At 72.7% G+C, this 14526-nt stretch carries 13 protein-coding genes; 4 read left to right on the top strand and 9 right to left on the bottom strand.

Translation table 11 applies throughout. From position 1 onward, the window contains the following. Positions 1–19: 19 nt before the first annotated feature. Entirely contained in the window at positions 20–3343 is a 3324-nt protein-coding gene (locus ACWD6N_RS30195; RefSeq protein ID WP_387322547.1) for a S8 family serine peptidase, read from the top strand. Between the two features lie 181 nt (positions 3344–3524). Here the strand turns inward: ACWD6N_RS30195 and ACWD6N_RS30190 are convergent, their stop codons facing one another. Both ACWD6N_RS30190 and ACWD6N_RS30185 read right to left on the bottom strand, forming a co-directional pair. Continuing rightward, positions 3525–4079 carry a hypothetical protein gene (locus tag ACWD6N_RS30190; protein ID WP_387322403.1) on the bottom strand — a complete coding sequence of 185 codons (555 nt, stop codon included), beginning with the start codon at positions 4077–4079 and terminating at the stop codon, positions 3525–3527. A 203-nt stretch (positions 4080–4282) separates the two neighbouring features. Then, positions 4283–4828, bottom strand: coding sequence for an AAA family ATPase (locus ACWD6N_RS30185; protein ID WP_387322401.1), 546 nt, complete (start codon positions 4826–4828; stop codon positions 4283–4285). Between the two features lie 53 nt (positions 4829–4881). Here ACWD6N_RS30185 and ACWD6N_RS30180 point away from each other — a divergent pair, with 53 nt between their 5' ends. Further along, complete coding sequence (locus ACWD6N_RS30180) at positions 4882–5886, top strand: tyrosine-type recombinase/integrase (protein ID WP_387322399.1); 1005 nt, start codon at positions 4882–4884, stop codon at positions 5884–5886. Between the two features lie 6 nt (positions 5887–5892). Here the strand turns inward: ACWD6N_RS30180 and ACWD6N_RS30175 are convergent, their stop codons facing one another. The 5 genes from ACWD6N_RS30175 to ACWD6N_RS30155 all read right to left on the bottom strand — a co-directional run bounded on the left by ACWD6N_RS30175 (position 5893) and on the right by ACWD6N_RS30155 (position 11324). Further along, entirely contained in the window at positions 5893–6528 is a 636-nt protein-coding gene (locus tag ACWD6N_RS30175) for a fasciclin domain-containing protein (protein ID WP_387322397.1), read from the bottom strand. A gap of 97 nt (positions 6529–6625) precedes the next feature. After that, the gene (locus ACWD6N_RS30170) at positions 6626–8734 is read right to left on the bottom strand and encodes a M14 family zinc carboxypeptidase (RefSeq protein ID WP_387322395.1); all 2109 of its coding nucleotides are present in this window, start codon (positions 8732–8734) and stop codon (positions 6626–6628) included. Between the two features lie 117 nt (positions 8735–8851). After that, a complete protein-coding gene (locus ACWD6N_RS30165; RefSeq protein WP_387322393.1) occupies positions 8852–9649 on the bottom strand; it encodes an MBL fold metallo-hydrolase in 798 nt (265 codons plus the stop codon). Then, positions 9646–10446 carry an alpha/beta hydrolase gene (locus ACWD6N_RS30160; protein WP_354968305.1) on the bottom strand — a complete coding sequence of 267 codons (801 nt, stop codon included), beginning with the start codon at positions 10444–10446 and terminating at the stop codon, positions 9646–9648. The genes ACWD6N_RS30165 and ACWD6N_RS30160 overlap by 4 nt, the downstream gene beginning before the upstream one ends. A gap of 98 nt (positions 10447–10544) precedes the next feature. Further along, positions 10545–11324 (bottom strand): endonuclease/exonuclease/phosphatase family protein, encoded by a 780-nt coding sequence (locus tag ACWD6N_RS30155; protein ID WP_354968304.1) that lies wholly within the window; start codon positions 11322–11324, stop codon positions 10545–10547. A gap of 195 nt (positions 11325–11519) precedes the next feature. Between ACWD6N_RS30155 and ACWD6N_RS30150 the strand changes: the two genes are divergently transcribed. Together ACWD6N_RS30150 and ACWD6N_RS30145 are read left to right on the top strand one after the other, a co-directional pair. Further along, positions 11520–12293, top strand: a complete 774-nt coding sequence (locus ACWD6N_RS30150) for a sulfite exporter TauE/SafE family protein (protein ID WP_354968303.1) — start codon at positions 11520–11522, stop codon at positions 12291–12293. Between the two features lie 10 nt (positions 12294–12303). Then, entirely contained in the window at positions 12304–13074 is a 771-nt protein-coding gene (locus ACWD6N_RS30145; RefSeq protein WP_354968302.1) for a GNAT family N-acetyltransferase, read from the top strand. Here ACWD6N_RS30145 and def read toward each other — a convergent pair. Both def and ACWD6N_RS30135 read right to left on the bottom strand, forming a co-directional pair. Continuing rightward, on the bottom strand, positions 13071–13580 hold the full coding sequence (gene def / locus ACWD6N_RS30140) for a peptide deformylase (RefSeq protein ID WP_354968301.1): 510 nt from the start codon (positions 13578–13580) through the stop codon (positions 13071–13073). The two genes, ACWD6N_RS30145 and def, sit on opposite strands and share 4 nt — an antisense overlap. A 31-nt stretch (positions 13581–13611) precedes the next feature. Then, the coding region (locus ACWD6N_RS30135; RefSeq protein ID WP_450005579.1) for a chorismate-binding protein at positions 13612–14526 on the bottom strand (915 nt) is incomplete at its 5' end.

Below are 14526 nucleotides of genomic sequence, written 5' to 3'. Positions count from 1 at the left end.
GGTTGCGACGCTGCAAGCGGTGCCGGGAACCCCGGCGCTGGCCGACCCGACCCCAGACCTCACCACCCCGAACCCCGCCACCGCGGCCCCGGCCGGCAGCGGTGAGACGCACATCGTCACGCTGCTCACCGGCGACGTGGTGACCGTCGAGGCCACCGGGTCCGGCTGCCCCCGGGTCCGCGTGCAGCCCGTCGACCCGGCCGGTGTGATTCGGCGCAGCTGCGGTGCCGACGGGCACCTGAAGGTCATCCCGGCGAAGGTGGCGGCTCAGGTCGGCACCGTGCTCGACCCGGACCTGTTCGACGTGACCACGCTGATCGCGGATGGCTACGACGACGTGAGCACCAGCGAGCTGCCGGTGATCGTGCAGCCCGCCGAGAACCAGCGGACGACGGCGCTCGCCGACGTCCGGCCACTGTCGAGCATCGGTGCGGTCGCCGGGGCCCTGCCGAAGCAGACCGCGGCCACCGCCAGGGCGGCCACCGTCTCCCTGCTCACCGGTGCGCGCAAGGTCTGGCTCGACCGGAAGGTGCACGCGACCGGGATCGTCGCCGGCAACCACGGCGGCGAGAAGCCCGGCGGCTCCACCGGTCAACTCGACCACAACATCAGCCAGGTCTCCGCGCCACAGGCCTGGCAGGCCGGCTACACCGGCAAGGGCGCCCGGGTCGCCGTGCTCGACACCGGCGCCGACTTCAGCCACCCCGACCTGGCCGGCCAGGTCGTCGAGCGCGCCGACTTCGTCACCCCGGGCGGCGACGCGGTCGACCACAACGGGCACGGCACCCACGTCGCGACCACCATCGCCGGCACCGGGGCCGCCTCGCACGGCCAGCGTCGCGGCATCGCGCCCGATGCGCGCCTGGTCATCGGGAAGGTCCTCGACGACTTCGGCTCCGGGTTCGACTCCGACATCATCACCGGCATGGAGTGGGCCGCGGCCCGGGCCGACGTGATCAACATGAGCCTGGGCGGCGCCATGCCGGACGACGGCACCGACCCGATGGCGGTCGCCGTCGACAACCTGACGGAGCAGACCGGTGCCCTCTTCGTCATCGCCGCCGGCAACAGCGGCGGCGCGATCGCGTCCCCCGGCTCGGCCGGGCGCGCGCTGACCGTCGGCGCGGTCGACTCCGACGACGAGCGGGCCGGCTTCTCCAGCCGGGGACCGCTGATCAACACCTGGGCGGCGAAGCCGGAGCTGGTCGCCCCGGGTGTCGACATCGTCGCCGGCCGCGCCGCCGGGACGACGCTCGGCACGCCGTTCGACGAGTACCACACCACGCTCTCCGGCACCTCCATGGCCGCCCCGCACGCCGCGGGGGCCGCCGCGCTGCTCGCCCAGCGCCACCCCGACTGGACCGCGGACCGGCTCAAGGCCGGGCTCGTCGGCGCCGCCGACCCGCTGCCCGACGCCGAGCCGTACACCGTCGGCGCCGGCCGGCTCAACGCGGTGCGGGCGCTCACCGGTCCGGTGAGCGACCAGCCGGTGGTCAACCTCGGCACCTTCAGCTACCCGCAGTCCGGCACCCACGAGGTGCGGCTGAGCTGGACCGCCGACCGGACCCCGGCGGCCGTCCCGCTCGACCTCGCGGTCACGGTCGTCAACCACGACGGGACCATCGCGCCCCGCCGGGCCGCGAAGCTGTCGGCCACCCGGGTGACGCTCAAGCGCGGCGTGCCCGGCACGGCGACGCTGCGGCTCGACCGCGCGGCGCTGGCCGGCTCGCCCGGGTACTACCTCGCAACGGTCACCGCCCGCACGCCAAACCACGCGCTGGTGGCGACCACGCCGGTCGCCTTCTACGTGGAGCCGCGCAGCTACGACCTGACGATCCAGACCCGTCCCGTGCCGGGCGCCCCGGTGAACGGGTACAGCGCCGTCGGGGTGGAGGTGACCAACCTCGCCGACCCGCTGCTCTACGCCGGCGGGGCGTTCTTCACCCCCGGCAAGTCGGCCACGCTGCGGGTCCCGGCCGGCCGCTACCAGGTCACCGCCGGGTTCAGCACGTACGACGACGAGACCGGGGCGCAGACGGGCGCGTTCGTCGGGGACAGCGACCTCGCCGTCGACGGCACCCGTACGGTCGTCCTCGACCCGACGCAGGTCAAGCCGATGACCGCGACCGTGCCCGGGAAGCCCACCCAGGCCCTCGCGAGCGACTTCCTGTACGTGCAGACGGCCGTAAACGGTCTCTCCTGGTGGCAGGCCATCGCCGCGTGGGGTGACTCGGCCACCGTCGCGGTCGGCCCGGTGACGCTACCCAGCGTCGGGTCGCTGCGGATGTACGGCGGCTGGGGGCTGGACTCGCCGGCGGGCACGGCCGCGCCGTACCACTACGACCTGGCTCACGAGTACACCGAGGGAGTGCCGGCCGACCCCACCTACCGGGTCACCGCCGCCGAGCAGGCCCGGCTCGCCCGGATCGACCAGCGGTTCAACCAGCTGGACCTGGCCGGGATGGTGACCTCGATGCGCCGCGCCGGCTTCACCCTCGACGGGTTCTACCTGACTCAGAACCCCACCTACGACCTGCCGGCGACGCGTACCGACTACGTCTCGCCGGGGTTCCTCTGGCAGGACACCGGGACCTACGGCGGGCTCCCGGCCCAGGAGGCGCCCCGGGACTACGCCCCGGGTAGCCGGCAGACCAAGATCTGGGCGCGGCAGCCGCTGCGCTCCGACTGGTTCGACGACCCGGCCGGTGGGGAGTACAGCTGCGCCGGCGCGCCGTGGCGGACCAGCGGCAACCTGCACGTCGACCTAGCCATGCTCGTCGACCAGCACCAGCGGGCCGACTGCCTGCAGCCCGGCGCGGTCGGCATCACGCGAACGCTGGCGCTGTACCGGGACGGCCAGCTCGTCGACGAGCGCAACACCGCCCGGACCGACTTCAGCGTGCCGGCGAAGGCGGCGGACTACCGGCTCACCTTCGACGTCGACACCAGCCGGATTCTGCCGTTCTCGACCCACGTCAACACCGCGTGGACCTTCCGGTCGGCCGGCTCGGCCGGCACGGCGCGCAGCGCCCTGCCGCTCCTGTCGGTCGACTACGCCCTGCCACTGGACCCGGCGAACCACCCCACCGGCGGCCCGGCCACGTTCACGGTCCGGCAGGCCCAGGGGGCGCCGGCCCAGCGGGTGACGACGTTCCAGGTCTGGACCTCGACCGACGACGGCGTGATCTGGCAGCCGACCACGGTCGACCGGGACCGGGACGGCTACCACGCCGCGCTGCCGACCGTGACGGGCGGGCAGGCGGTCTCGTTGCGGGTGAAGGCCACCGCCGACGGCGGCAGCGGCATCGAGCAGACGATCATCCGGGCGTACCGCGCCGGCTGACCGTCCCGATCCGCCGTACCTCCACCGAGGCGCGGCCCGGTGCCGACCGGGTCGCGCCTCGGCGCGTTTCAGGCGGCTGGCTCAGGACGAGAGCTGATACCGCCGCTGACCACGCGCCAGTCGCAGATTCGATAATGCACATTATGTAAAGTAGTGCGATCTGGCGACCCCCTGCCGTAGGTCAGTCGCGCGTCAGTCCTGGCGGAAGCGCGTCCTCGTCGGGTCGCACGAGGCGGGCGTTGACCAACGGATTGCGCTGCAGGCCCGCAAGCACAACGGCACTGCCGCCGATGTCGGTCCAGGTGTCGTCCCAGAGGGCGGAGACGAGCCAGGAGTGATCCGCCGGGAAGAACAGGTCGGGCAGCGGCCCGTCGCCGCGCATGTGGCCGGTCCGCCAAGTAAGGGCCTGTTCGGGTCCGGCTTCGACCAGCACGTAGGACCACCCCCAGTAGATGGACACCTTCGGAGCGCCCGGGAAGACGATGTCGTGGGCGCCGGTGTCGAGAAAGCCCAGCCACCAGGGCTGGTCCGGGGTGCACGCCGCCAGCTCGTTGACGACGGCGTGCTCGTGGGCGTCGAGACTGACGTTCGCGGGCGGGTGGAAGGTGGCGTACGCGTCGAACACCGGTGGGATCGCGGTGGTGACAGACAGGCCGCCGGGTGTGGTGTGGCCGGCGAGCCAGGCGACGTCGCTGGCCGTGCCGATCCGCCAGCTCCGCCGGTCCTTGACGCCCATGGGGTCCGTCCAGGACGGTGCGTCACCCGCATCGCGGCTTGCGGCTACAGCGGTTGGTGATGCCCATGGAGCCCACCCGGGTCGGTCGGTCACCCGCCACTCGTGTCCCTCGGGGCAGACCCAGTCTGTTGGACCGTCAGGCTCCTTGTACACGATCGGCATGCCGGGTCGACCACAGTCTGGGCAGGTGGCGACCGGCAACGTCATGCCGCGAACGATACGTGCTCCTCGATCAGCGCCAACCGTTCTCGCACCGGTCCGGCCGGCACGTCAACCACCCGGTGCCCGTGCTCCTCGTACACCTCCTGGTGCAGGTGGGCGAAGGCCAGCGCCTCGGCGTAGCTGATCCGGCGCGCGGGCGTGTTTCGGATGAAGCCCAGCGGGCCGATCAGGAACACCGGCCGCTGGTAGGTCCGCTCGCGAACGATCCGGTTCAACTCGCTGGCGAGCGCCGGGCCGATGGGTCGCCCCAGGTGTCGGGCCAGCGCCAGCGTGCACAACGGTGATCGGTCGTAGAGCTGCACCGGGCCGTGTGAGCTGGTTTGCCGGTGGCGCTGGAGTTGGGCGACGGCGTCGACGAAGCTGGGCTCGCGCCACGGCTCAGCGTGCCCCTGCGCCTGCCGCTGGGTGATGACGTCGGTGGCGGCCTCTCGTACGGTGACGTGTCCCCTGTGGCGTAGCGCCTCGATCAGGGTGGTCTTGCCGGCGCCGGGTGCTCCGGTCAGGACGTACCGCCGGGGTTCTGGCATCTACTCCCCCTCTCCCTTGCCGGTGAACGCGAAAAAGCTGCATAATATCTCTTATGCATGACAAACAGGACGAATCGCTTGATGTGCTGATCGAGGAGTTCCTGACCGCCCGCGCGACCCGCAAGCCCTCCCCCCACACCCTCGCGGCGTACCGGCGGGACCTGCACGCGGTGGCCGCCCTGATCGGCGAGGACGTCACCACTCCCCTCCCCCGTGATTCGCTGTCGATCACCGATCTCTCCCCCCGGGTGATGCGGGCGGCGTTCGCCCGTTTCGCCGCGCCCCGGGCGCCCGCGTCGGTGCACCGGGCCTGGTCCACCTGGAACAGTTTCTTCACGTTCCTCGTGGCGGACGGGGTGGTGGCGGGCAATCCGATGCCGGCGGTCGGCCGGCCGCGGGCCCTGCTCCCCCAGCCCAAGCCGCTGCGCGGGGCGGACACCCCCGAGCTGCTGCTCGCCTCGGCCGCGCGTGACGACGGCCGGCAGCGTGACCCGTGGCCGGAGCGGGACGTGGCGGTGCTGGCGGTGGCGCTCTGCGCGGGGCTGCGGCTGTCGGAGCTGCTGGCGCTGCGGGTCGGCTCGCTGGCGGGTCGGCCTGGTGAACGGCGGGTCGAGGTGGTCGGCAAGGGTGGGCGGCCCCGGGTGGTGCCGATCGAGGCGGATCTGGACCGGGTGCTGGTGGACTACCTGGACAGTCGGGCGCGGCGCTTCGGGTCGCGGTCGGTACGCCCGGACTCGGCGTTGCTGGTGGACCGGCGGGGCGAGCCGCTGCGTCGTGGTGGACTCCAGTATCTGGTGGAGTCGTGTTACCGGCGGGCGGGCATCGGTGACCGGGTGCCGCGTGGTGCGCGGTTGCACGCGTTGCGGCACACGTTCGCGACGCGGCTGGCCGAGGACGGGGCGAGCGCGGCGGAGATCATGCGGTTGCTGGGGCACGCGTCGTTGGCGTCGTCGCAGACGTACATCGAGGTGACGGCCGATCAGCAGCGCGACGCGGTGCGGGCCAACCGCACCAACCGGGCGCTGGCCGCCCTGGGGCCGGCGGACCGGGCGCGGTGAGCGGGGTCAGTGGGCCCGCTGGTCGGTGTCGTCGGCGGTGGTGGGCAGTGGGCCGAGTACCGCGTTGATGATGTGGATGCGCGCGTTGGTGGCCTGGTAGTCGGCGCACACGGCGTCGGCCCGGTCGTCGAGGCGGGCGGTGGTTGCGGTGCGGGTGAGGGTGACGGTGGCGCCGTCGAGGGTGGTGGCGGTGCCGGCGGTCACCAGCTCCTCGATGGGGTGGGTTCCGGCGATCAGGTGTGCCTTGAGCAGGGTACGCAGTTGGTCGGTGTGGCGGGTCATCAGGTCGTCCCAGTTTTCCTCGGAGAACTTGGCGGCGAAGGCGTCGTCGGAGGGCGCCAGGATGGTGACGCCGGTGCCGGTGGGCAGGTCGGTGAGGGCGCCGCTGGTGCGCAGGGCCGCCTCGAACGTGGTGAGGGTGGGGATCCACCGGAGTGCCTGGTCGACGGGTTGGCCGGCGAGGAAGGTCGGGTTTCCGGGGTCGGTGCCGGTGGGCAGGGCGGCGCAGAGTGGTCCGGTGACCTGGGGTGCGCTGGTGTTGCTCGGTGGTCGCGCGTCCGTTGTGGAGGTGGCGGTGCAGGCGGCGGTGGCCAGCAGCAGGGCCGGTACGAGGAGGCGGAGAGCGCGGGACGGGTTCGACACGGCGGGCTCCACGGGTCGGGGGGTCGGTGGGTGGGGTGCGCCGGCGGTACGGGCGTGGTGCCCGCACCGCCGGCGCGCCGGCTCGACTAGCTGCCGGTCACAGTGCCGCGCACTGGGTGGTGCGCGGACCGTGCACGGTGTTGGTCACGCCGAGGTTGGTCGGGGCGGGACTGTTCGCGGTGCAGCTGAGCGGGCCGCGGATGGTGTTGCCGGCCAGCAGGGGTGCGTCGGTGCCGGTGGTGTTGCCGGACAGGCTGACCGGGCCGGCGATCGTGACGTCGATGATGGAGATCGCGTCGGTGGTGTTCGTGATCTGGACCGGGCCGTTGATGGTGCTGTCGGCGAGGAGGACGCCGGCGGCGCGGGTGGCGCTGACCGGCCCACTGATGGTGGTTCCGGTCGCGACGAGTGCGGCGCCCGCCCGGACGGTGACCGGGCCGCTGATGGTGGCGTCGGCGGCGCAGGTGAAGCCGGAGACGACCAGTGGTCCGTTGCGTCGGCCGGTGAGGGTGGGGTAGACGCGTTCGCCGTCGGTCAGCTTCTCCACGCCCTTGGTGTCGAGCAGCAGCGGGATGAGGCCGCGTTCGGGCTGGTTGAGAGGTACGTAGTAGCCGTCACTGGTCTTGATGACCTTCCACCCGTGTGCGGCGATGCGCTGCGCGACGGTGGTGCCCACACCGCCTGGTCCGTCGGTGCGTGCGCCGTTGTACTGCTCGTCGGTGAGCTTGTAGGCGCACGGGGCGTTGTCGAGGATGAGGTCGGCGCGGGGTGCGTCCAGCGGCGGGGGGCTGTCGCCGGGGTGCGGGGCGGGGTGGGCGGGGATCGGTCGGGAGCCGCGGAAGACGAGGCGGCCGGTGTTGGCGGCCTGGATTTCGATGGACTCGGCGCGGGAGGTGAGGATGTCGCCTCGGTCGGCGCGGTGGTAGTCCAGGAACTGGTGGAAGGTCCACAGGGCCGAGTAGGTCTTGCGGCGCCGGTTGTTGGCGGTGTTGCCCTCGTCGGGTCGGGTCTGTCCGCCGGAGCTGCGCAGTTCCAGCAGGGAGTTGGCGACGTTCTTGAGGCCGAGGGTGTTGCGCAGGATGGTTTCCTCGCTGAGGCCGACGTTGCCGCCGCCTTCGCAGCCGTAGGGGCAGGCCCACCAGCCGGCTTCGGCGCCCTTGGCGTACATGTGTCCTTCGATCATGTCCTGGGACTGGTCGAAGACGGGTTGGGCGACGTTCTGGTGTCGGGGCGGCAGCATCGGCAGGTCGCCTGCGCGGGAGTTGCCGAACTCGTGGCCGTCGTAGCCGGCGACGGGTCGGTAGTCGCGGACCATCTTGATGTACGCGGCGGTCTCCGGCTGGCGGATCAGAGAGTAGTCACGGTTGAGGTCCTGGCCGGTGGAGTTGCCGCGGGTGTTGGCGGCCCGGCCGTCGCCGTTGATGGTGGGGACGATCAGGACGGTGGTGTGGCTGAGCAGGTCCGTGATGCGGGGGTCGGTGCTGAACGCGAGTTGCCGGGCCATGATGAGGCAGGCTTCGCGGTCGCCCGGTTCGTTGCCGTGCACGTTGCAGTTGATGGCCACGGGTGCGGTGGCGGCGACGGCCTCCGGGGTGGCGGCCGGGGTGGGGGAACCGATGACCAGCATGTTGATCGGTCGGTTCTGGACGGTGCGGCCGAGCTCGACGACGCGGACGCGGTCGCTGAGGGCGTCGATGGCGGCCGTGTAGGCGTACTCGTCGGTGTCGCTGGTGTACTGCGCGGCGTGGGCGGTCTCCCACTGGGTGCGCAGTTGCTCGCCCGGAGTGCCGAGGTTGCCCCAGGGTGCGGTGGTGGTGGCGACGATCGGGTCGGAGTAGGGCTGTTCGGTGGTGCCGGCGCGAGCGCGTACCCGCCATTGGAACGTGTCGCCGGGGTTGAAGCCGGCGTCGGCGAAGGTGGGTGCCTGTTGGTTGATCTGGCGGTTGGGGCGCCAGATGCCGACGATGGTGGGTGCGCCGGTGGGGGTGCCGTTGGCGTCGACGGCGGTGCGTTCGATCTGGTAGTCGGTGGCGCCGTCGACGGGTTGCCAGGCGAGGGTGGCGTACCCGTCGGCCTGGCGGACGGTGAGGTTGGCGACCTGGTTGGGTTCTGCCGCGCTCTGGGCGTTGGCGGGGGTGGGTGCGGCGGTGAGGGTGATGGCGAGGAGTGTGGAGATGGCGAGGACGGTGGGTCGCTGGCGTCTCATGTGGCCTCCGACTAGTTGATCGTGGCGCGATTCGACCAGCATGATCGTCGGAGGTCGTCGATGCAATGATCTTGAGGGAATCTTGCGACAGGGCTCCCTCTCCCCCGGCGGCCGTTGCTACGCGCTGATGGTGGTGGGCTGCCCGAGTGGCAGCCAGCGGATGCTGTCGCGGACGGCGGGCGGGGCGGCGGCGAACGCCCGCTCGATCACGTCGCGTGGCTCCTGGAAGTGCTGCCAGCCCTCGTAGTGCACCGGGATTGCGGTCTGCGGTCGGAGTGCGGCGCACAGCTGCGCCGCGCGTCGGGCTGTCATCGAGTAGCGCAGCGGACCGGTGCTGGGGAACCGCACCCCGCCTAGGTGCAGCAGCACGGTGCCGACAGGGATGCGGGTGACGACGTGGCGTACGCCGCGGTGCAGCACCGTGTCGCCGGTGATCCACAGCGCGCCGTGCTGTTGCCCCGCCCAGCGCAGGGCGAAGCCGACGACGTCGCCGACGATCGGGGTGCTCAGCGGTGGGCCGTGCCGGCACGGCGTCGCGGTCACCTCGATCGTCGGGCGTCCGGGGTGTTCGAGCCGGGTCGTTTCCCAGGCGCGCAGGCCGTGGGCGTCGTGGCCGAGCCGGCGCGCCCCGGATGTGGTGGTGAGCACGGTGTCCACGTCGGTCAGCAGTGCGCGGCCGGCGTCGTCGAGGTTGTCGCCGTGGTGGTCGTGGGTGAGCAGCACCGCGTCGATCGGGCCGAGGTCGGCGGCGGGGATGGCCGGGCCGGTGGTCTTGCGGGAGGAGGTGCCCCAGCCGAAGGTGTAGCGCCGTCCGGGTGGGTCGAAGGTCGGGTCGGTGAGCAGCCGCCAGCCGCCGACCTCGATCAGCGTGGTGGGGCCGCCGATGTGGGTGATCCGCAGCGGCTCGGTGTTCACCGGGCGTGCCGCAGCGCCCAGTCGAGGGCGTGGTCGGCGATGTCCTGCCAGCCCTGCTGGGCGGGGAGCAGGTGCGCGTACCCGTCGTAGAGCTTGACCTCGGTGACCGTGTCGCCCTGGTAGTGCGCGGCGTTGGAGCGCTGCACGCTCGGCGGCATGATGTGGTCCTTTGAGCCGGAGATGAACAGCAGTGGCGCGCGCTGGTCGTTGTGGTAGTCGACGGCGATGTCCTGCGGGCCGGGCAGCAGGTTGGCCAGCACGCTGTCCCAGAGGATGCCGCCGGAGGCGGGGATGGCGTAGCGCTCGTACAGCGCCCGCGACTCGTGCTCGTCGAAGGTGTTGGTGAACGCGTAGTGCCACTGCTCGAAGGTGAACCCGACGGCCCGGTGTCGGTTCGCCGGGTTCCTCAGCACCGGGAAGGTGGAGCGTAGCTGCGAGAACGGGATCACCTTGACGCCTTCGGTGGGCGCCGAGTTGAGCGTGACCGCCGAGGTGCCGTACCCCCGGCTGAGCAGCACCTGGGTGAACGCGCCGCCGGCCGAGTGGCCCATGATGATGGGTGGTCTGGGCAGCGCCTCGACGACCGTGGACAGGTGCTCGATGATCTGCGGCGCGGTCAGCGTCTCCAGTGGGCTCGGGTCGGCGTTGAGGGCCTCGACCTCGGCTTCCAGGCCGGGGTATGCCGGGGTGAGCACCCGGAAGCCCTTGTCCTGGTAGTGGGTGACCCAGTTTTCCCAGCTGCGCGGGGTGACCCAGAATCCGTGGATGAGCACGATGGTGTCCGGCGTGTCGCTCATGGTCAGCTCCGATGGACGTCGGGGGCGGAGTTGGCGGAACGGCGGTGCTGTCGGTGAGCCCACCCTAGACATTCGTGACCCACGATGGCAGTCGATTCTCAGCCGAGGTCGACCAGCAGGGGTCGGTGGTCGGAGATGGCGGACAGCGGAGTGGTGACCGCGCGTACCGGTGGGAGCTGCTCGAGGGCGTGCCGGTCGGCGAGGATGTGGTCGAGTTGGACGCGGGGTTGCCCGGCGGGGTAGGTGGGGCGGCGACCCAGGGGGCGCCAGCCGGAGAGGAGCCGGGCCGCGCCGGCGGGCAGGTTGAGATCGCCGAGCAGGACGCGGGGCGAGGGCAGCGCCCGCAGGGCGCGGATGGTCTGCCGGAGTTGGCGGGCGTTCCAGCCGGGGACGAAGGACAGGTGGGTCGCGGCGACGGTGAGCGGCCCGTGCGGGGTGTCCAGGACGGCGGCGAGCACGACGCGGGGTTCGTCGTGCAGCAGGACGAGGCCGCCGCCGGGGCCGGGCACGTAGACCGGGGAGCGTACGGGTGCGGGCTTGAGTCGGGTGACCTGCCAGCTGCGGACGGGGTGGCGGCTGATCAGGCCGATGCCGTAGCAGGGTTCGCCGTGGCCGTCGTCGTCGTGGCGCAGGGGCCGGAACTGTTCGCCGGGGGTGCCGACGACGGCGGCGGCGAAGCGGTGGTGGGGTGCGTCGAGGGCGCGGGCGGCGATGGCGGTGAGGTCGAGGTTGCCGCTGCGGCTCTGGTCGCGGTCGACCTCCTGCAGGGCCAGCACGTCGGCGTCGAGGGCGCGCACGGCGGCGGCGAGTCGGTCCGGGTCGACGAGCCCGTCGGTCAGGGATCGTCCGTGCAGCACGTTGAAGGTGGCCAGGCGCACCCCTGCACCCTACGTCCCCGTGGCAGGGTTGCCGGGTGGTGAAACTGCTGCTGTGTTCGGTGCTGGTGTTCGTGGCGGTGGGCGCGTTGGGGGTGTGGTTGCGGCGGGCGCGGGGTCGGTGACGTGCGGGGGCGCGAGTGAGGCTGGCCACTTCGGTACGGGCCGGGCGGGTCGGGGTGGGAAGAATTGCCGCCCGTGGACGCCGTATCGCTGAGCACCCTTCTGGCCGCCGCGGCCCTGGCCGGCTGGGTCGACGCCGTGGTCGGCGGTGGTGGCCTGCTGCTGTTGCCGGCGTTGCTGGTGGCCGCGCCCGGGCTGCCGGTGGCCACCGCGCTGGGCACCAACAAGCTGGCCGCGATCTTCGGCACGGCCACCGCGGCGACGACGTACGCCCGACGCACGAAGGTCGACTGGCGGGTGGCGGGGCCGGCGGCGGCGCTGGCGGTGCTCACCGCCGGGGTGGGCGCGGCGTTGGCCGGTGCGGTGCCGGCGTCGGCGTACCGGCCGGTGGTGCTGGTGGTGCTGGTGGCGGTGGCGGTGTTCGTGCTGCTGCGGCCCCGGCTGGGGGTGGTGGCGGTACCGCAGCGGCGGACCCCGGTGCGGGTGGCGGTGGTGATCGCGGTGGCCGGGGTGGGGATCGCTCTGTACGACGGGTTGATCGGTCCGGGCACCGGCACGTTCCTGGTGCTGGCGTTCACCGCGTTGGTGGGCGCGGACTTCGTGCACGGCTCGGCGATGGCGAAGGTCGTCAACGCGGGCACGAACCTGGGTGCGCTGGTGGTGTTCGGGGTGACAGGGCACGTGTGGTGGCTGCTGGGCGCGGGGATGGCGGTGTGCAACATCGCCGGCGCGGTGCTGGGGGCGCGGATGGCGTTGCGCCGCGGGTCGGGGTTCGTGCGGGTGGTGCTGCTGGTGGTGGTGGTGGCGTTGGTCGCCAAGCTCGGTTACGACCAGTGGCTGGCCCGGTGAGTCGGCGCTGATGCCGGTTCGCGCGGAGCACGACCGGGCCGTCCTGGCGGAGCTGCTGGGGCGTGATCCGGTGCTGCACGCCTACCAGTTGGGTGACCTGGACGACTTCTTCTGGCCGTACACCTCGTGGTTCCGCCGGGGTGAGCAGGTCGTGTTGCTGTATCACGGGGTGGACCCGCCGACGCTGCTGGCGTTCGCGGCGCCGGCGGACACCTGGGCGCTGGCGGCGTTGCTGGCCGAGGTGGCGCCGGTGCTGCCGGCCCGGCTGTACGCGCACCTGTCCCCCGGGCTGGCCGACGCGCTGGCCGGGTCTTTCCGGCTCGATTCCGGTGGCCGGCATCACCGGATGGCGTTGACCGACCCGGACCGCCTCGTGCGGGTGCGCCCGGCGGGCGTGGTGCTCGGCGCGGCGGACCTGCCGCCGCTGCGCCGGTTGTACGCGCGGGCGTACCCGGAGAACTGGTTTGACCCGCGGATGCTGGACACCGGGCAGTACGTGGGGGTGCGCGACGGCGGTGAGCTGCGGGCGGTGGCCGGGGTGCACGTGTGGTCGCCGGCCTATCGGGTGGCGGCGTTGGGCAACGTCACGACCGATCCGCGCTGGCGGGGGCGGGGTGTGGGCGCGGCGGTGGTGGCGGCGCTGTGCGCCCGGCTGCGCGAGAGCGTCGAGCACGTGACGCTGAACGTGAAGGCGGACAACGTGGCCGCGGTGCGGCTGTACGAGCGGGTGGGGTTCAGCTGGGTCGCCGACTACGACGAGTGGACGTTGACCGCCCGTTAGCGGCGGCGGCTGGGTGAGTCGAACCGGCCGGCGCGGATCTCGCGCAGGGCGCGGCGGCGGATGTCTCCGCGCAGGGTGTCGACGTAGAGCGTGCCGCGCAGGTGGTCGGCCTCGTGTTGCAGGGCGCGGGCGAGGAAGCCGCTGCCGGCGATGGTCAGCGGTTCGCCGTGCTGGTCGACGCCGTGGGCGGTGGCGTGCATGGCCCGCTGGGTCGGGAAGTACAGGCCGGGGATGGACAGGCAGCCCTCCTCGTCGTCCTGGGGTTCCTCGGACAGCTCCAGGGTGGGGTTGATCAGGTGGCCGCGGTGCCCGTCGGCGTCGTAGACGAACACCTGGGCGCTGACCCCGATCTGCGGGGCGGCGACGCCGGCCCGCCCGGGCGCGCCGAGCAGGGTGTCCATCAGGTCGGTGACCAGGGCGCGTAGGTCGGCGTCGAAGGTGGTGACCGGCTCGCACGGGGTGCGCAGCACGGGGTCGCCGATGATCCGGATGGGCCGCATGGTCATGCGGGTCAGCGTATCGCCGGTCGCGGCGGGTTCAGCGCCCGGCCAGGGTGGCGCGGATCGGGGCGGTCTTCGCGGCGGCCTCGGCGACCTCGGCGGTGGGGTCGCTGTCCCAGGTGATGCCGCCGCCGGCCCAGGTGTGCAGCCGCTCGCCGTCGGCGGCGGCGGTGCGGATGGTCAGGCCGAGGTCGACGCGGCCGGGGGCGACCCAGCCGAGCGCGCCCATGCTGGCGCCCCGGCCGACGGGTTCGAGGGCGTCGATCTGGGTCAGGGCGGCGAGTTTCGGCGCGCCGGTGACCGAGCCGCCGGGGCAGGTGGCGCGCAGCAGGTCGGCCAGGCCGAGGCCGTCGGCGAGGGTGGCGCGGACGGTGGACTCGGCCTGCCACAGGTCGCACCAGCGGCGTACGGCGAACAGGTCGTCGACGCGGACGCTGCCGGTGCGGGCGATGCGGGCCAGGTCGTTGCGTTCCAGGTCGACGATCATGATGTGTTCGGCGCGTTCCTTCGCGCTGGCGAGCAGTTCGGCGCGGCCGGCGGCGGTGGCGGGGCGGGTGCCTTTGATGGGTCTGGTGGTCAGCTGCCCGCCGGTGACCTCGACGAGGGTTTCCGGGGAGGCGCAGCCGATGGCCCAGCCGTCGCCGGTGAGCACGCCGCCGTAGCGGGCGCCGGGCAGCGCGCCGAGGCGGCTCAGGGCGGGCAGCGGGTCGCCGGTGTAGCGGGCGGCGGCGTGGCCGACGAGGTTGGTCTGGTAGACGTCGCCGCGGCCGATGGCGGCGCGGACCGCGTCGACGGCGTCGGCGTGCTGGCGTGGGGTCCAGCTCTCGGTCCACTCGTCGAGCCACCAGGGCGCGGGCGGGCCGGGCGGTGTGGGCCGGGCGGCGCCGTGGTCGTAGACGACCACGGCGAGGTCGGGCAGGGCGGGCGCGGGGTCGGGCGCTTCGGCCGGGGC

Source organism: Micromonospora sp. NPDC005163 (assembly GCF_053599835.1).
Note: the sequence above shows the minus strand (reverse complement) of the source record. Positions and strands in the feature narration are given on the sequence as shown.